At 72.3% G+C, this 18,104-nt stretch carries 14 protein-coding genes and 3 pseudogenes; 15 read left to right on the top strand and 2 right to left on the bottom strand.

The window, feature by feature from the left end; all coding sequences use genetic code 11:
* Positions 1-67: 67 nt before the first annotated feature.
* Positions 68-694, bottom strand: a complete 627-nt coding sequence (locus GEV07_03565) for a LysE family translocator (GenBank protein ID MQA01831.1) — start codon at positions 692-694, stop codon at positions 68-70.
* A 108-nt stretch (positions 695-802) separates the two neighbouring features.
* Here GEV07_03565 and GEV07_03560 point away from each other — a divergent pair, with 108 nt between their 5' ends.
* The 8 genes and pseudogenes from GEV07_03560 to GEV07_03525 all read left to right on the top strand — a co-directional run bounded on the left by GEV07_03560 (position 803) and on the right by GEV07_03525 (position 6,993).
* The gene (locus tag GEV07_03560) at positions 803-1,168 is read left to right on the top strand and encodes a cupin domain-containing protein (GenBank protein MQA01830.1); all 366 of its coding nucleotides are present in this window, start codon (positions 803-805) and stop codon (positions 1,166-1,168) included.
* Positions 1,165-2,277 carry an NDMA-dependent alcohol dehydrogenase gene (locus GEV07_03555; protein MQA01829.1) on the top strand — a complete coding sequence of 371 codons (1,113 nt, stop codon included), beginning with the start codon at positions 1,165-1,167 and terminating at the stop codon, positions 2,275-2,277. The genes GEV07_03560 and GEV07_03555 overlap by 4 nt, the downstream gene beginning before the upstream one ends.
* A 144-nt stretch (positions 2,278-2,421) precedes the next feature.
* Complete coding sequence (locus tag GEV07_03550) at positions 2,422-3,036, top strand: ABC transporter substrate-binding protein (GenBank protein MQA01828.1); 615 nt, start codon at positions 2,422-2,424, stop codon at positions 3,034-3,036.
* Between the two features lie 12 nt (positions 3,037-3,048).
* Positions 3,049-3,318, top strand: coding sequence for a hypothetical protein (locus GEV07_03545; GenBank protein ID MQA01827.1), 270 nt, complete (start codon positions 3,049-3,051; stop codon positions 3,316-3,318).
* A 16-nt stretch (positions 3,319-3,334) separates the two neighbouring features.
* Positions 3,335-4,402, top strand: a complete 1,068-nt coding sequence (locus GEV07_03540; protein MQA01826.1) for an iron chelate uptake ABC transporter family permease subunit — start codon at positions 3,335-3,337, stop codon at positions 4,400-4,402.
* Positions 4,402-5,456 (top strand): annotated as a pseudogene (locus GEV07_03535) (iron chelate uptake ABC transporter family permease subunit). Before GEV07_03540 ends, GEV07_03535 begins: the two are co-directional and overlap by 1 nt.
* An 11-nt stretch (positions 5,457-5,467) precedes the next feature.
* A pseudogene (locus GEV07_03530) lies at positions 5,468-6,317 on the top strand (ATP-binding cassette domain-containing protein).
* On the top strand, positions 6,250-6,993 hold the full coding sequence (locus GEV07_03525) for a protein-tyrosine-phosphatase (protein ID MQA01825.1): 744 nt from the start codon (positions 6,250-6,252) through the stop codon (positions 6,991-6,993). Before GEV07_03530 ends, GEV07_03525 begins: the two are co-directional and overlap by 68 nt.
* Here GEV07_03525 and GEV07_03520 read toward each other — a convergent pair.
* A complete protein-coding gene (locus GEV07_03520; GenBank protein ID MQA01824.1) occupies positions 6,982-8,499 on the bottom strand; it encodes a PucR family transcriptional regulator in 1,518 nt (505 codons plus the stop codon). The genes GEV07_03525 and GEV07_03520 overlap by 12 nt on opposite strands.
* Before the next feature lie 92 nt (positions 8,500-8,591).
* Here GEV07_03520 and GEV07_03515 point away from each other — a divergent pair, with 92 nt between their 5' ends.
* The 7 genes and pseudogenes from GEV07_03515 (at position 8,592) to GEV07_03485 (ending at position 18,069) form a co-directional block, all read left to right on the top strand.
* The gene (locus GEV07_03515; protein MQA01823.1) at positions 8,592-9,668 is read left to right on the top strand and encodes a DUF917 family protein; all 1,077 of its coding nucleotides are present in this window, start codon (positions 8,592-8,594) and stop codon (positions 9,666-9,668) included.
* A gap of 2 nt (positions 9,669-9,670) precedes the next feature.
* Positions 9,671-11,231, top strand: a pseudogene (locus GEV07_03510) (hydantoinase/oxoprolinase family protein).
* A 33-nt stretch (positions 11,232-11,264) separates the two neighbouring features.
* On the top strand, positions 11,265-12,680 hold the full coding sequence (locus GEV07_03505) for an ABC transporter substrate-binding protein (GenBank protein ID MQA01822.1): 1,416 nt from the start codon (positions 11,265-11,267) through the stop codon (positions 12,678-12,680).
* 7 nt (positions 12,681-12,687) lie between these two features.
* Positions 12,688-13,464 (top strand): ATP-binding cassette domain-containing protein, encoded by a 777-nt coding sequence (locus GEV07_03500; GenBank protein ID MQA01821.1) that lies wholly within the window; start codon positions 12,688-12,690, stop codon positions 13,462-13,464.
* A complete protein-coding gene (locus GEV07_03495; protein MQA01820.1) occupies positions 13,457-14,383 on the top strand; it encodes an ATP-binding cassette domain-containing protein in 927 nt (308 codons plus the stop codon). The genes GEV07_03500 and GEV07_03495 overlap by 8 nt, the downstream gene beginning before the upstream one ends.
* Positions 14,384-14,420: 37 nt before the next feature.
* Entirely contained in the window at positions 14,421-16,451 is a 2,031-nt protein-coding gene (locus GEV07_03490; protein ID MQA01819.1) for a hydantoinase/oxoprolinase family protein, read from the top strand.
* Positions 16,444-18,069, top strand: coding sequence for a hydantoinase B/oxoprolinase family protein (locus GEV07_03485; protein MQA01818.1), 1,626 nt, complete (start codon positions 16,444-16,446; stop codon positions 18,067-18,069). The genes GEV07_03490 and GEV07_03485 overlap by 8 nt, the downstream gene beginning before the upstream one ends.
* Positions 18,070-18,104 lie beyond the last annotated feature (35 nt).

Here is an 18,104-nt window from a genome sequence, read left to right as displayed (position 1 = left end):
CAGGTAGGAGCACCTCGCTCCTCGGGCGCGGGCCGGCGCCGCACATGGGCGCCGGCCCGCGGTTCGGTCACTCGGTGGCGACCCGCACGCCGAGGGCGACCAACGTGGTGCCCAAGAGCGCCTCCTGGATCCGCCGCACCCGGCGCGACCGCAGCAGGTGCCTGACCTTGCCGGCGCCGACCGCGACCAGGCCGAGGCCGGTCAGGCTGAACAGCACGGCGATCATCGCGAGTCCGAGCGCGATCGGCACCGCGTGCGCCGGCCGGTCCATGGGGACGAACTGCGGCAGGCTCGCCATGAAGAACAGCGTCGCCTTGGGGTTGGTGAGGTTGGTCAGCAGCCCCTGCAGCATCGGCGTACCACGCGGGGCGCGGGCGGGTGCCGCATCGGCCACCTGGTGTGCGTCCCTCGTACGCACCGCCGACCACAACGACCTGCCGCCGAGCACGACCAGCACACCCGCGCCGACCAGCTTGACCACCATGAACGCCGTCTCACTGCGCAGCAGTAGCTCGGCGAGGCCGTACGCGACCGCCACCGCGTGGACGAACAGGCCAAGCGCGCAACCGAGCCCGGTACGCACGCCGGCACCGACGCCGCCCTGCATCGTGTTTCGCAGTACGACCGCCGTATCGAGCCCCGGCGTGACGGTGATCAGCAGACACAGCCCGAGGAACGGCAACAGCTCCACCATGGCAGCACGGTAGCCGCCGGTACGGACCACGGCCAGTACACATCGGCCAAGGGGCAGCGCCGGACGCATGGAACGTGCCAAGGTGGTCGGAAGTGGAGAGGCGTAGCAATGACCGCACACGTCATCAACCGCAAGGACGGTCGCGCCGACGGCGAGGACTGGACCGAGAACCACCAGGGCAAGCCGTACGGCGCCGGCATCTCGATCATCCTGGAGAGCACCGAGGACGTCGGGAGCGGCCCGCGCCTGCACCGCCACCCGTACCCGGAGACGTTCGTCATCCGGCAGGGCCGCGCGCTCTTCACCGTGGGCAGCGACGAGATCGTCGGGCAGGCCGGACAGATCCTCGTGGTGCCCGCGAATACCCCACACAAGTTCCGCACCCTCGGACCCGGCCGGTTCGAGAGCGTGAACATCCACGCCAGTGACGAGTTCGTCACCGAGTGGCTGGAACCCGCCGAGGAGCACCGATGAAGACGAAAGCAGCCGTACTGCGAGACGTCGGCAAACCGTTCGAGATCACCGAGCTCGACGTGGACGGCCCCGGCGCCGGGGAGGTGCTGATCCGGTACACGGCCGCCGGCCTGTGCCACTCCGACCTGCACCTCACCGACGGCGACCTGGTGCCGCGGTTCCCGATCGTCGGCGGGCACGAAGGCGCCGGCGTCATCGAGGAGGTCGGCCCCGGCGTCACGAAGGTCGCACCAGGCGACCACGTGGTCTGCAGCTTCATCCCCAGCTGCGGCACCTGCCGGTACTGCTCGACCGGCCGGCAGAACCTGTGCGACCTCGGCGCGAACACCCTCGAAGGCTCGTTCGCCGACGGCACGTTCAGGTTCCACAGCGCCGGCGAGGACTACGGCAGCATGTGCATGCTGGGCACGTTCAGCCAGTACGCGACGATCTCGCAGCACTCCGTGGTCAAGGTCGACGAGTCGCTGCCGCTCGACACCGCCGTGCTCGTCGGCTGCGGCGTACCCACCGGCTGGGGGAGCGCGGTCTACGCCGGCGGTGTGCGCGCCGGCGACACCGTCGTGGTGTACGGCATCGGCGGCATCGGCTGCAACGCCGTGCAGGGCGCCGTGCACGCCGGTGCGCAGCATGTCGTCGTGGTCGACCCGGTCGAGCTGAAGCGCGACACCGCGCTGCGCCTCGGCGCCACGCACGCGTTCGCCACCGCGGAGGAGGCACAGGAGACCATCACCGAGGTCACCTGGGGACAGGGAGCGGACCAGGCGCTGGTCACCGTAGGCACCGTCGACGAGGACGTGGTCAACGCCGCCTTCGCCGCCGTCGGCAAGGGCGGCACGGTCGTGGTGGTGGGGCTGGCGAACCCGGAGAAGGCGACCATCCACGTGTCCGGCGGCGTGCTAACGCTGTTCGAGAAGACGATCAAGGGCACGCTGTTCGGCTCCGCGAACCCACAGTACGACATCGTGCGGCTGCTGCGTCTCTACCAGGCCGGCAAGCTCGAGCTGGACACCCTGGTGACCAGGCGGTACGCCCTGGACGAGGTGAACGAGGGCTACCAGGACCTGCGTGCCGGCCGCAATATCCGCGGCGTCATCGTGCACGAGCACTAGCCGGTACACGCCGCGTGCCTGCGTGAGCGAAGCCATATGGTGACGGCGAGGTTTAGGTTAGCCTAACCTCATGTTGCCGCCACAGTTCGTACGCCGCCTGCTCGCGCCGTTGCTCGGTCTCGCCCTGCTCGTCGGCGCCGCAGGGTGCGGGTCGCAAGAGCAGGACTCCGCCGGCACCCCGCTGGACGAACCGGTGAAAGTCGAGCACCGGTTCGGCACCACGAAGGTGGACGAGGTGCCGAAGCGCGTGGTCACCGTCGACATGCCGTGGACCGACGTCATGCTCTCCATGGGCGTCGAGCCGGTCGGGCACACCGTCGACCCGCTGATGCCGAAGTCCGGTGTGCCGTGGCAGGACCTGCCGGCCGACGCCAAGCCGCTGTCCACGGCCGACGGCCTGCCGATGGAGCAGATCGCCAAGCTGAGCCGGACCTGATCGTCGGCACGTTCAGCATCGCCGACAAGGAGACGTACCGGCTGCTCTCGGACATCGCACCGACCACCGCGACGCTGGACGCGAAGCAGGTGACGCCCTGGCAGGACCTCGTCGACGTGGCCGGCCAGGTGCTGGACAAGGAGCAGCAGGCCGAGTCGGTCGTGGAGTCCGTGGAGAGCAAGATCGACGCCACGGCGGAGGACCTGCCCGGCCTGAAGGGCAAGACGTTCGCACTCGCCCAGTACATCGTCGGCGACGCCATGTACATCGTGGCCGACGAGAAGGACGGGTCGAGCGCGCTGTTCCAGCAGCTCGGCATGTAGCTGTACCCACCGGTGGTCCGCCAGGGTAAGAAGACCGGGGACGCGCGGGTCAGCGTCAGCACCGAGCGGTCCGACCTGTTACGCAGCGACCTGCTGGCGTTCCTCGTCAACGGCGGGGACAGGAGCGACCTGGACGACATCACCGGCTTCGACGAGCTGCCAGGCACGGTCGCCGTGCTCGACTACGCGACCATCGTGGGGATCAACACGCCGTCCCCGCTGTCCACTCCGTACGCGCTGCAGAAGCTGCGCCCGTACCTCGAGAAGACCGCGAAGGCGTGACCCGGGCCGTGTCGGCGTGAACACGACCTCGCTGCGTCCCGTCGGCTGGGCCCCCGAGGGGGGAGCCCAGCCGGCGGCGCGTGTCTCCCGCCCGTTGCTCGCCCTCGGCCTCGGCGTCCTGGCCGTCACCCTGCTGGCGACGGCCTTGGGGAGCCTGTTCCTCGGCAGCCGGTCGATCGGCATCGACGTCGTGGTGCAGGCGCTCGTCCACTACGACCCGGCCAACGACGACCACGTGGTGATCCTGACCTCGCGGCTGCCCCGGATGCTCGCCGGCCTCGGTGTCGGTGCGGCGCTCGGGGTGGCGGGCGCCGTGATGCAGGGCGTGGTGCGCAACCCGCTCGGCGACCCGGGACTGCTGGGGGTGAACGCGGGTGCGGCGCTCGCCGTGGTGTGCGCGATCGGGTTCCTCGGCATCGGCAACGCGTCCGGTTACGTATGGTTCGCGTTCGCCGGCGCCGCCCTGGTGGCGCTGCTCGTCTACGCGGTCGGCTCGCTGGGCCGCGACGGCGCCACACCGGTCAAGCTCGCGCTCGCCGGTGCCGCTGTGTCGGCGGCGCTGACCTCGGTCACTACGGCGGTACTGCTCACCGACGCGGCCACGTTCGACCAGTTCAGGTTCTGGACGGTCGGCGCGCTGACCGGCAGGAAGCTGGAGCTGGTGGGGCGGCTCGCCCCGTTCCTCGTCGTCGGCCTGGTGGTGGCGCTGTGCACGGGACGGGCGCTGAACGTGCTCTCGCTCGGCGACGACGTCGCCCGTGCCCTCGGCCAGCGGGTGGGGCGCACCCGCGGCGTGGTTGCGGCAAGCGCGGTAGTGCTCTGCGGCGCCGCCACCGCGCTGGCCGGCCCGATCCCGTTCGTCGGGCTGGTCGCGCCGCACGCCGCGCGGCTCGTCACCGGACCCGACTACCGCTGGATCCTGCCGTACTCGGCGGTCCTCGCGCCGCTGCTGCTGTTGCTCGCCGACGTCCTCGGGCGCCTGGTGGCCCGTCCTGGCGAGGTGCAGGTCGGCATCGTCCTGGCGTTCGTCGGGGCGCCGTTCCTCATCCTGCTCATCCGCCGTCGACGGCTGCTGGAGCTGTGATGGCCACCCACGTCGACCGATCGCCGCGCGGTGTTGTGGTGCGGGTGCGCCTGCGGCAGCGGGCACGGGTCACCGCGGTGGCTCTCGCGCTCGCGGGTGCCTGCTTCCTCGCCGGTTGTGTCTCGCTGTCCATCGGCGACGTCGACATCCCGCTGGTCGACGTCGTACGCACGCTGTTCGGCGCCGGGGACGGCGGCACGACGTTCATCGTCCAGCAGCTGCGGCTGCCGCGTGCCGTGGTCGGCGTGCTCGCCGGTGCGGCGTTCGGCCTGTCGGGCGCGCTGTTCCAGACCCTCGTACGCAACCCGCTGGCCAGCCCGGACATCGTCGGCATCACCGCGGGCGCGAGCGCAGCCGCGGTGATCGCGATGCTGTCGTTCGGGCTGGCCGGGTTCGCCGTCTCGGTGACCGCTTTCGGCGGGGCGCTCGGCATCGCGGCGGCCGGGTACCTGCTGGCCTGGCGCGACCGGGTGACCGGCTACCGGATGGTGCTCATCGGCATCGCGCTCGCGGCCGTCATGACGAGCATCGTTTCGTACAGCCTCACCAGGGCGGACGTCTACGCAGCGCAGGACGCGCTGGCCTGGCTGACCGGGAGCCTGAACGAGAAGACCTGGCCGACGGTGCGGCTGCTGGGCATCAGCGTCGCGGTGCTCCTGCCGCTCGCCCTGCTGGCCGGCCGCTGGCTTGCGGCGCTCCAGCTCGGCGACGAGCAGGCACGCGCGCTGGGGGTCGCGGTCAACCGGAGCAGGCTCGGCATCGTGCTCGTCGCGGTCGCGGTCGCGCTCGCGGCGGTGGCGACGGCGGCCGTCGGGCCGGTGCCGTTCGTGGCGTTCGTGGCCGGCCCCATCGCCCGCCGCCTGGTCAGCAACGACGGCATCGGCCTGGTGCCAGCGGCTCTCGTCGGCGCGCTGTTGCTGACCGTCTCGGACTTCGCCGCCCAGCACGCCATCCCGTCCGTACCGCTGCCGGTCGGGGTGGTCACGGCCATCGTCGGCGCGCCGTACCTGTTGTGGCTGCTCGCGTCACCAACCGGGTCGGCCGCGGCGGGTGAGGGAGGAAACCATGGAGCACAGCATCGGTACGCAGGACCTGTCGCTGGCGTACGGCAGCCGCGAGGTCGTCAGCGAGCTGTCCGTGCAGATCCCTGCCGGCCGGCTGACGGTGATCGTCGGTGCCAACGCCTGCGGCAAGTCCACGCTGCTGCGCGGGCTCGCGCGGTTGCTGGCACCCAGGTCGGGTGCCGTGCTCCTCGACGGCAAGGACATCCACACGCTGTCGAGCAGGGCCGTCGCCGCGCGGCTCGGCCTGCTGCCGCAGGCACCGGTCGCGCCCGAAGGCATCAGGGTGGCCGACCTGGTCGGCCGCGGCAGGTACCCGCACCAGGGCTGGTTCCGTGGCCGCACCGCGGGCGACGACGAGGCCGTCGCACGTGCCCTCGTCGCCACCGACACCCTCGACCTGGCGGCGCGCTCGGTGGACGAGCTCTCCGGTGGCCAGCGGCAGCGGGTGTGGATCGCCATGGCGCTCGCGCAGGAGACCGAGCTGCTGCTGCTCGACGAACCGACCACGTTCCTCGACGTCAGCCACGGCGTCGAGGTGCTCGACCTGCTGACCGACCTGACGCGACGCCACCACGATCGTGCTCGTGCTGCATGACCTGAACCTCGCGGCCCGTTACGCCGACCACCTGATCGCGATGAAGGACGGCGGGATCGTCGCCGAAGGCGAGCCCACGGACGTCATCACAGAGCAGACGGTCGCGGACGTGTTCGGCATGCCCGCTCGGATCCTCGCCGACCCCGTCTCGGGTACCCCGCTCGTCGTGCCGATCGGTCGGCACCACAATGACGGAGAGCCGAGAGGAGCCCATGACGGCCACCGACACACCGCCGACTCCGGTCAATCTGCGTGACGTCGCAGGCCTGCGTACCGACGAGGGCCGAACCGTCGCCGCCGGGGTGTTGTACCGCAGCGAGGCACCGCAGCCGGGGGACGCCGCACCGGCGGACGTAGCGTCCTGGCCGGTTCGCACGGTGGTCGACCTGCGGTCGCACAAGGAGGCCGACGACGCACACCCGCTCGCCGGCGCCGGCGCCCGGGTGCACCACTTCCCGCTCGGCCTGACGCTGACGCCGGACGCGAAGCTGCGCCGCGGCCCCGTCGACGACCTGGCACCGCTGTACCTCGGCCTGGTCCGCGGCTGCGCCGCGCAGATCGCCGACGCCGTCACGGCGGTCGCTGACGGCCCAGGGCCCGCGCTCGTGCACTGTGTGGCCGGCAAGGACCGCACCGGGATCATCGTGGGCATCCTGCTGCGCGCGGTCGGCGTACGCCGCGGGGACGTGCTCGCCGACTACGTGCGCACCCGGGAACGGCTGCCGCTGCTGTGGCCGCGGCTGACCCGTACCGGCACCCGGCTGCCCGACAACCCGGTGCTGCTCGACGTCGACCCGCGTGCGCTCACCGGCGTGCTCGACCACGTCGACGACCACCACGCAGGGGCGGCCGGCTGGCTCGTCGACGCGGGCGTCACGGCCGCGACCCTCGCCGGGTTGCGCGCCCGGCTGCTGCCCGGGTCAGCGGAATAGGCGGGCGCGGCAGGCCAGCTGGAGTGCGAGCCGCTGGTCGGCGTCGTCGAGGTCCACGCCGAGCAGGTCGGTGATCGACTTGATCCGGTACGTCACCGCATTCCTGTGCAAGTGCAGCCGCTCGCCCGCGCGGGATGTCGAGCCGCGCTCGTCCAGGTAGACGTGCAACGTCTCGATCGCCGCCTCCGCCCGGTGCCGGTCGAGCGCCTCGAGCGGGCGCAGCAGGTCGTGCACGGCCTGGCGGGCGGAGTCAGACGCGTACCAGTCGACCAGCATCCGGCCGAGGCCGGTGAGGTCGTAAACGACCGACTGACCGGCACGTCCGAGCGCACGCCCCTTGGATACTGCCGCCCGTGCCTCCGCAGCGCTCGCGAGCAGGCCGGTCGCGCCGTCGTGCGCGGTGCCGATGCCGCACCACTGCGCGCCGCCGGGCGCGAGGTCGGCCAGCCGGGCGAGCACCCGGTCGGCGACCGCCGCGGTGTCGCGGGTGCCGGCAGTGCCCGGGTCGTACCTGCTCGTGCGTACCAGCACGACGGCGCCATCGGCCTGCGCCACGTTCCAGGTGCGGCCACTGGCCCGCGCGACCTGCAACGCCAGCCGGGTGGCCGACTCCAGCAGCGCGAAGCGGCTGACCTCGTCGAGTGCACGTCCCCGACCGTCGTCGAACTCGATCCGGACGACCTCGTGCCAGCCGTCGATCGGCATCCCGACGGCGCGCGCCGTGTCCAGCAGCCGCGACAGCCGCTCGCCGCTGGCCACGAGCACCTCGCCGAGCACCGCGGAGCGCGAGCGCACCGGCACGTCCTCCCTGCGCCGGTTGGCGGCGAGCAGCCGTCCTGCCGCACCTGCCGCACCTGCCGCGAGCGTGAGCACGAGCCGCGCGGTGACCTGGTCGGCCGCACCGGCGTCCACGACCAGCCAGCGGGTCGGCTCGCCCTCGCACTCCACCGTTTCCGCGACCTGCTCGGCGGTCTGCGTACCGGCGTCGTACTGCTGCGCCACCGGCCGGCCGAGGGCGTCGGACGCGACCCGGGTCGCCTCGGCCAGCGGGTCCTCCGCCCCGCGCCGCTCCAGGTCCGCAAGTGCGGCGTGCGCCGACGCGACGACCCGCAGCTGTTCCCCGGGCCCGCCGACGAGCGCGGCGGACAGCGACACCACCAGGTCGGCCAGCGGCTCCTGGTCGGCGCGCAGCACGACGACACCCGCACACTCGGCCATGCCCGCGACCGTGGCGGGCACCTGGGCGGGCGCCCGGGCACCGGTGAGCACCAGGCCGGCGACCCGGACCGCGGCCACCTCACGTACGGCGACGTCCAGCCGGTAGCCCCACGCGTCGGCGGTGGCGAGATCGGACAGCACCGCGACGCTGCCGGCGGCGAGCGCGCGCAGGTCGGCGAGCCGCTCGACCACGACGACGGCCGCCGGGTGTACGCGTGCCGGCTCGCCGGCCAGCACCGTCACGCCGGCGAGACCGGGGAAGTGGAGCACCTCGGCAAAGGTTCGCACCACGATATTGTGCGCTCCGCCCGCGAGCGGCGAAAGTCTTGTGCCAGTGGCACAGGAGCGAGGCACCCCGGTGGCCGTACGGTCCTCGTGTGTTGATCGACGACGAGGTGCTCCCCGCCCACGCCAGAGGCTGCGCCATCTTGGGCACCGGCGGCGGTGGGGCGCCGAAGATCGGGCTGCTCGCCGCGCGCCAGGCGATCGCCGACCACGGCCCCGTGCCGTTGGTGGACCTGGACGACCTCCCCGACGACGAGATGGTGATGCCGATCGGCATGCTCGGCGCGCCGACGGTCTCGATCGAGAAGATCAGCAACGGCGACGAGGGGGTGTGGTTGCGCGATGCCGTGGAGAAGACCACCGGGCGGAAGGTCGCCGCGGTCATGCCGTCCGAGATCGGCGGCTCGAACGGCTGCTCACCGATCGCGTGGGCGGCCAAGCTCGGGCTGCCGCTTGTGGACGGTGACGGCATGGGCCGGGCGTTCCCCGAGATGCCGCAGGTAGCCATGGAGGTCGCCGGCGTCGACCCGTCACCGTGCCTGATGGTCGACGAACGCCGCAACACGCTCGTCACCTGGCCCACCGACGGTGCCTGGCTGGAGCGGATCTGCCGCGCCAACGCGGTCGCCTTCGGCGGTCGAGCGGTCTCCAGCGAGTACCTGATGACCGTGGCCCAGGCGCGGCACAGCGTCGTACGCGGTTCCGTGACGCTGGCGATGGAGATCGGCCGGGCGCTGGAGGACGCCGTCGGCGACCCGGTCGACAGCCTGCTCGACAAGGTGCGCGGCTTCCGCCTGATCGAGGGCAAGATCACCGACGTGGACCGGCGTACGACCGGCGGGTTCGTCCGGGGTTCGGTCATCGTCGAGGGGCTGCGCGGCGACAGCGGGCGGCTGCTGCGCCTCGAGCTGCAGAACGAGAACCTGATAGCGCTGGAGGACGGCCAGCTGCGGGCGTGCGTGCCCGACCTGATCACCGTGCTCGACACACAGACCGCGGACGCCATCCCCACCGAGCTGCTCAGGTACGGTCAGCGGGTCACGGTGATCGCGTTCGGCTGCGATCCCGTCTGGCGCACCGAGCGCGGCCTCGCGCTCACCGGCCCGCGCGCCTTCGACTACGACCTCGACTACGTGCCGGTGGAGGAGCTGCACCGGGAGGCCGTCCGATGAGCGTGCTCGACCTCCGCCTCGGCGTCGACGTCGGCGGCACGAACACCGACGCGGTCGTGCTGGCCGCCGACGACACCCTGCTCGCGAAGGCGAAGGTGCCCACCAGCCAGGACGTCACGACGGGTGTGGAGACCGCCGTCGAGCGGGTCGTCGCGCTGGCGGACGTGCCGGCCGACCGCATCACCCACGTGATGATCGGCACCACCCCACGCGACCAACGCCGTGCTCGAACGGCGCGGCCTGTGCCGCACCGCCGTGGTCCGTGTAGGCGGCCCGGCCACGCATGCCATCCGGCCGCTGTTCGGCTGGCCGGAGGACCTGCGCCGCACCGTGTCCGCGGGCGAGATCATCGTCGACGGCGGTGCCGAGCTGGACGGCCGCGACCTGGCGCCGCTCGACACCGATGCGCTCGCCCGGTTCCTCGGCGGGCTGCCTGACGACACCCACGGTGTCGCGGTGACGTCCGTCTTCGCGCCGGTCTCGGCCGACCACGAGCTCGCCGCCGCGGAGATCGTCCGCAGGGAACGCGGCCACGACATCCACGTCTCGCTCAGCCACGAGATCGGCAGCATCGGCCTGCTCGAGCGGGAGAACGCCACGGCGCTCAACGAGGCGCTCGTGCGCACGGCGCAGGGGGTGGCGTCCGCGACCCGCAAGGCGCTCGGTGACAACGGCCTCAGCAACGCCGTGGTGTTCTTCGCCCAGAACGACGGCACGCTGATGACCCTCGACTACGCCATCGACTTCCCCGTGCTCACCATCGGCAGCGGCCCCGCGAACAGCATCAGAGGAGCGGCGTACCTGTCCGGCCTGACCGACGCGATCGTCGCCGACGTCGGCGGCACCTCCACCGACGTGGGCGTGCTCGTGAACGGCTTCCCGCGGGAGTCGACGCTCGGCGTCAGCATCGGTGGCATCGACACGAACTTCCGGATGCCCGACCTGGTCAGCATCGCGATCGGCGGCGGCACCGTGGTACGGACGCAGGACGGCAGCGCGGTCGTCGGACCGGACAGCGTCGGCTACCGGCTGCCCGACGAGGCGCTCGTCTTCGGCGGTGACACCGCGACGCTGACCGACGCCGCCGTGCTCGGGCAGCGGACGCGCATCGGCACGCGGGACGTCCCTGCGCGGCTGCACGTCGCGCTGAAGGAGGCGCTGCGCCTCGCCGACGACCGGGTCGCCGACGCCGTCGACCAGATCAAGCTGGCCCGCGGCGCGCTTCCGCTTGTGGTGGTCGGTGGCGGCGGCGTGCTCGTACCGGACGAGATCGAGGGCGTCACGGAGGTCGTACGACCCGACCACCACGACGTCGCCAACGCCATCGGTGCCGCGATCGGCTCGGTGAGCGGCCAGGCGGACCGGGTGTACTCGCTCGGTGAACGCACCCGCGCGGAGGCGCTCGACGACGCCCGCGCCACCGCAAGGGACCAGGCCATCAGGGCCGGCGCCGACCCCACAGCGGTCGAGCTGGTCGACCTCGAAGAGATACCCCTCAGCTACCTCACCGACCCGGCCGTCCGCATCCGTGCGAAGGCGGCCGGCCCACTCGGCACCGGCTAGCCGCGGCGACCGAGCCGGAACAAGGAGGACACCATGCGGACCATCTCCACCAGACTGGTGGCAGCGGTCGCCGCTGCGGCGCTGACCGCCGCCATGGCGACCGGCTGCACCGGCAAGCCCGCCGGCTCGCCGGTCGACGAAGGCGACACCGGCGGCAAGCAGCGCACCTTCACCTACGACACGTACTCGCAGGTGGTGACCGAGTGGGACCCGGCGATCTCGTACTCCAACGAGATCATCGCCATGAGCAACGTCTACGAGACGCTCACCCGGTACGACGCGGAGACCGAGAAGGTCGAACCACTGCTGGCGACCGAGTGGGACAGCAGCAACGGCGGCCGCACGTGGACGTTCACGCTGCGGGACGACGTCACGTTCCACAGCGGGCGCAAGCTGACCGCCGAGGCCGCGAAGGGCGCCATCGACCGCACCAGGAAGCTCGGCAAGGGCGCCGCGTACATCTGGGACGCGGTAAAGGAGGTGCAGGCACCGGAGTCCGACCGGCTGGTGCTCGAGCTGAAGTACCCGGCACCGATGGACCTGATCAGCTCCGCCGACTACGCGGCCTACATCTACGACACCGAGGCGGCCGGCGACGCCGACCTGCAGAAGTGGTTCAACAAGGGCAACGACGCGGGCACCGGCCCGTACACCGCCGGCGACTGGGAGCAGGGCGAGGAGATCGAGCTCACCCTGGACAAGTACGGGAAGTACTGGGGCGGCTGGAGCGGTAACAGGTACAGCAGGGTGGTGTACCGGGTGGTGCCGCAGGACACCACGGCGGCACAGCTCGCCAGGTCCGGCGAGGTGAGCTTCGTACAGCAGATGAGCCCGCACCTGTGGAAGACGTTCAAGGACGACAAGTCCGTGACCAGGCCGGCCCGTAACTCGTGGCAGAACCTGTTCGCGCTGTTCAACACGGAGAGCGGACCGCTCGCCGACAAGCGGGCCAGGCAGGGCATGGCGCACGCCATCGACTACGAGGGCATCCTCGCCGCGCTGAAGGGCGCGGGCACCCGCACCCCCGGCGTGGTGCCCGACGGCCTGCTCGGCCACGACCCCCGCCTGCCGCAGTACGAGCGCGACACGGCCAAGGCCAAGCAGCTGCTCAACGCCGCCGGGTACGGACCTGGCAAGAAGCAGCTGAAGCTGAGCCTCACGTACACCGAGGGCGACTCCAACGAGCAGCTCGCGGCGTCGCTGATCAAGTCGAACCTGGCGAAGCTGAACGTCAAGCTCACCACGCGCGGCCTGCAGTGGCCGACACAGTGGGCGAAGGCGAAGTCGTCGGACCTGAAGAACAGGCAGGACATCCTGCTCTTCTACTGGTGGCCCGACTACGCGTCGCCGTACTCCTGGTTCATCAACCTGTTCCACACCGAGCAACCGCCGTCGCGTTCAACCTGCTCGGCGACGGTCTGCGCGACGCACTCGACCCGAGGCGGGTGACGCTGCGATGAGCCTGGACGTACAGGACCTCACGGTCGCCTTCGGCGAGCGTACGGTGGCGCACGTGCCTGAGCTGACCGTACGTCCCGGCCACATCGTGGGCCTGGCCGGCGAGAGCGGGTCGGGCAAGTCGATGACCGCGACGGCAGTGCTCGGCCTGGCGGAAAGGCTCGGCGCGACGGTGACCGGGAGCATCACCCTCGACGGGGACGAGCTCGTCGGTGCCCCCGAGGCCAGGCTGCGGGCGATCCGCGGCCGCCGCATCGCGATGATCTTCCAGAGCCCGAGCGCGTCGTTCCACCCGGTGCTGCGGGTGGGCGAGGTGTTCCGCCGTGCGCTGCGGCTGCACGGCGAGCGGTCCAAGAAGGCCGCACGCAGGCGCGCCGAGGAAGCACTCGCGGAAGTGCTACTGCCCGCCGCCGTGCTCGACAGGTACCCGCACCAGATGTCCGGCGGTCAGCTGCAACGGGTGGCCATCGCGTTGGCGCTCGCACTGCGCGCCGAGGTGCTGGTGGCGGACGAGCCTACGACCGCGCTCGACGTGACGGTGCAGGCGGAGATCCTCACGCTGATGCGGCGGCTGTGCGAGACCGACGAGCTGGCCGTGTTGATGATCAGCCACGACCTCGCGGCGCTGGCCGAGGTCGCCGACCACCTGGTGGTGATGCGCGACGGCGAGGTGGTGGAGTCCGGCCCCGGCCGCTCCGTCATCGACGAGCCGCACACGTCGTACACCCGCGAGCTGATCGCCGCGGTGCCGGTACTGGAGGACACCGATGCTTGAGGTGCGCGACCTGCGGGTCACGTTCGGCGGCACGACCGTGCTGACCGGCGTGGACCTCGACGTGCCAGAAGGCGCCCACGGGGTCGGCCTGGTCGGCGAGTCCGGCTCCGGCAAGACGACCATCGCGCGTTGCTTGGTGCGGCTGCTCGACCCCAGCGGCGGCACGATCACGTTCGACGGCACCGACGTCGCCGCGCTGCGCGGTACGGCGCTCACCGCGTACCGCCGGCGGGTGCAGGTGGTGCTGCAGGACCCGGACGGCGTGCTCGACCCGCGGATGCGCGTCGGGCCCGCGCTCAGCGAGGTACTGCGCACCCACCGCGTCGTCGCGCGGGCCGCCGAACGCGACCGCGTGCACGAGCTGCTCGCCGAGGTCGGCCTGGAAGCCGAGCACGCCAAGCGGTACCCGCACGAGCTGTCCGGCGGGCAGCGGCAGCGGGTGGCGATCGCGCGGGCGCTGGCCGTCGAACCTGAGCTGCTGGTGCTGGATGAGCCGACCAGCGCCCTCGACGTCACCGTGCAGGACCGGGTGCTCGCGCTGATCGAGCGGCTGCGGGACTCCCGCGACCTCGGCTACTTGCTGATCTCGCACAACCTCGCCGTCGTCGGCCGGCTCTGCACCGACGTCGTCGTGCTCTACCTCGGTCGCGTGGTGGAGGCCGGCCCGACCAGGCAGGTACTCGACCGGCCGGCGCACCGTACACCGCGGCGCTGCGGTCGGCCGTGCCGCGGCTCGACGGGCAGCAGCGGGCGCGGATCGTGCTCCCCGGCATCCCCGCGAACCCGGCCGACCCGCCGTCGGGCTGCGTGTTCTACCCGCGGTGCCCGCTCGCCGTCGACAAGTGCCGGACGGAGGCGCCACCACTGGTCACCCGTGCGGGCCGGCAGGTCGCCTGCCATCGCGCCGACGAGGTGCTGACCGGCCAGGCGGACCTGACGACGGCAAAGGAGCACGCGTGACTCCGGTCCGGGTGGGCATCGACATCGGTGGCACGTTCACCGACCTGGTCGCCGTGGACGCGGACGGCCGGGTGCACCGGGCGAAGACCGCCACGACGCCGCGGGCGCTGGACGACGCGGTGCTCACCGTGCTCGCCGACACCGGGCTGCCGCCTGAGACCGTCACCGACCTCGTGCACGGCAGCACGGTCGTCGTCAACGCGGTGACCGAACGCAAGGGCGCCCGCACCGGCCTGCTGACCACCAGCGGCTTCGCGGACGTGCTGGAGATCGCCCGCACCAACCGGCCCGCGCTCTACGACCTGAGCTACCGGAAGCCGCCGCCACTTGTGCCGCGCAGACTGCGGCTGGAGGCCGACGAGCGCATCGACCACCACGGCAACGTGCTGCGGCCGCTCGACCCGGCCGACGTACGGGAGGCCGCCGAGCAGTTCCGCGCGGCCGGCGTCGGCGCCGTCGCCGTGTGCTTCCTGCACTCCTGGCTCGAACCCGACCACGAGCAGCGCGCGGCGGAGCTGTTGCGCACCCTGCTGCCCGACGTCGAGGTGGTTGCCTCGCACGAGCTGAGCCGCCAGTGGCGCGAGTACGAGCGCACGAGCACGGCGGTGCTCTCCGCGTACGTCCAGCCGACCGTCGCCGGCTACCTCGGCGTGCTCGGCGAACGGCTGGCCGGCACCGGCGTCACGGGTTCGCTGTACGCGATGCAGTCGTCCGGCGGGGTGGCGCCGTTCGACGTCGCGGCACGGGCGCCGATCACCCTGCTGGAGTCTGGCCCGGTCGCGGGCGTGACGGCCGCCGTGGCGCTCGGCCGGCAGCTCGGCCACACCGACGTGCTGAGCTTCGACGTCGGCGGCACGACCGCGAAGACGTCGGCCGTGCGGGACGGCCGGGTGCGGATCAACACGCTGCACCACGTCGAGCGCACCCCGAGCTACGCCGGCTACCCTGTGCAGGCACCCGTCGTGGACATCGTCGAGGTCGGTGCCGGCGGCGGCTCGATCGTGGAGGTGGACGCCGCGGGGCGCCTGCACGTCGGCCCGCGCAGCGCAGGTGCCGAACCGGGTCCGGTCTGCTACGGCCGCGGCGGCACCGCGCCCACCGTCACCGACGCGAACCTGCTGTGCGGCCGGCTCGACCCGGACAACTTCCTCGGCGGCCGGATGACGTTGGACGTGGACGCGGCGGAGAAAGCGTTCGACGCGCTCGACCGGCAGCTCCGGGTCGGCGCACGCGACGCCGCGCGGGGCGCGCTGCGCTATGCGGTCGCCACCATGGCCAACGCGCTGCGGCTGGTCACCTCGCGACGCGGGCACGACCCCCGCGACTTCACCTTCGTGGCGTACGGCGGCAACGGCCCGCTGCACGCCGCCCTCGTCGCCCGCGAGCTCGGCATCACGAGGATCGTCGTGCCGCCAGGCCCCGGACACTTCTCCGCGTACGGGATGCTCGTCGGCGACCTCACCGCACATGCGGTGCAGACACACGTCGCACCGCTCGACACGGACGTCGTCACCGCACTGCTCGACCGGGTCACGGCGGAAGCCAGCCAGCGGCTGGCCGCGCAGGCGGAGAGCGTACGGAGATTCGTCGAGCTGCGGTACCGGGGACAGGAGCACACGCTGGAGATCGCCGTGCCCGACGCCGTCGGCGCCGCGCTCGTCGACCGGCTGCGCGCCGACTTCGACCGGGCGTCGCAGGAGGCGTACGCGTTCACCCTGGACGCACCGCTCGAGGTCGTCGCGGCACGCGTCGAGGCGGTCGCGCACCTCGACCATCCCACTGCGGCGGCGGAAGCGGACCTGGACGGCGCGGCCATCGTCGAGCCGACCAGCCGGCTGGTGGACTTCGACGAGGCCGGCGGCCGGCGCGAGGCGTCGGTCGTGGACCGGCGGTCGCTCACCGTCGACGTCGAGCTGCCCGGCCCGTGCGTGGTGGAGGAGCCCGCGGCCACCACCCTCGTGCTGCCCGGACAGTCCGTCCGTGCCGACCGGCACGGCAACCTGCTGCTGGTGGATCACCATGACTGACCCGTTCGTCGACGACATCCTGCGCGAAGCGTTCCTCGCCGTCGCGGACGAGATGTTCGTGTCGCTGCAACGCACCTCGCAGAGCCCGGTGGTGTACGAGGTGCTCGACTGCGGGGTCGGGCTCACCGACGCGCACGGCGAGCTGGTGTCGCAGGGCAACGGGGTCGCTGGCTTCCTCGCGCTGCTCGGCGAGGCTGTGCAGGCGACGCTTGTCAGGGTGCCCGACCTGCAGCCGGACGACGTGGTGGTCACCAATGACCCGTACGCCGGCGGCGGCACCCACCTCAGCGACATCGCCATGGTGCGGCCGATCTTCTACGCCGGCGAGCTGGTGGCGTTCGCCGCGGCCAAGGCGCACTGGACCGAGGTGGGCGGCAAGGACCCGGGCTCGTGGAGCGCGACGAGCACCAACGTCCACCAGGAGGGTCTCCAGCTGCCGTTCGTCCGCGCGTACCGCCGCGGCGAGCTGGACGCGGACATCGCGGCCATCATCCGCGCGAACAGCAGGCTGCCCGAGCAGGCACTCGGCGACCTCACGGCGCAGGCGGCCTGCCTGGAGGTGGCGCAGCGGCGGGTGCACGCGCTGTGCGACAGGTACGGCCCGGCGACCGTCACTTCCGCCATGCGCAGTGCGCTGGACCGCAGCGAGGTGCTCGCGCGCGCTGCCATCCGCCAGCTGCCCGACGGCACGTACCTGGCTAGCGACCTGGCCGACCGCGACGGGCTCGGCAACGGCCCGTTCCCCGTCCAGGTCCGCGTAGAGGTGGCCGGCGACGAGATCCACGTCGACTTCACCGGCAGCCACCCGCAGGTGGCCGGGCCGATCAACTGCACCCGCAGCGGCCTGCACTCCGGTGTGCACACGGTCGTCAAGGCGATCACCGGGCCGCACGAGCCGGCCAGCGACGGCTGGTTCAGGCCGCTGACCGTCACCTGTCCGGACGGCACGCTCTTCACCGCGACCCGACCGGCCCCCGTCGGTTCGTACTTCGAGAGCACGGAGATCGCCAGCGACCTGGTGTGGCGTGCGCTCGCCGACGCATGCCAGGACCACCTGACGGCGGGGCACTTCCTCTCCGTCTGCGCCACCTCGATCGCGCTCACCCACCCGGGCACCGGGGAGCCAGCGCTGCTCGTCGAGCCACACGCCGGGGGCTGGGGAGCCGGCGCCGACCACGACGGGCAGAGCGGCCTGGTCTCCGTCGGCGACGGCGAGACGTACGTGATCCCCGTCGAGGTCGCCGAGCAACGGTACGGCGTGCGCGTCGAGCGGTACGCGATCCACCCGGGAGCGGGCGCGGGCGCGCACCGCGGCGGCTTCGGGCTGGTGCGCGAGTACCGGATCCTGTCCGAGTCGGCCACGTTGACCGCGGCGCTCGGACGGCACGACGTACCGCCGTGGGGCCACGCCGGCGGCGAGCCCGGCACCCCGAACCGGATCGAGGTCGTCCCCGCCGAAGGCGGTGAGCCGCGGACGTTCGGCAAGGCCGCAGGCGTACCTCTGCGCCGCGGCGACCTGGTGCGGATCATCACCGGCGGTGGCGGTGGCTGGGGCGACCCGGCCGACCGCGCGCCCGCCGCGGTGGAAGCCGACCTGGCCGACGGCTACCAGCCCTGAATCTGTGGAGGACCCGCGCGCGGCTGTGGGCGGGC

This window comes from Streptosporangiales bacterium (genome assembly GCA_009379825.1).
Taxonomy (GTDB): Bacteria; Actinomycetota; Actinomycetes; order Streptosporangiales; family WHST01; genus WHST01.
This window is presented reverse-complemented; position numbering and strand designations above follow the sequence as displayed.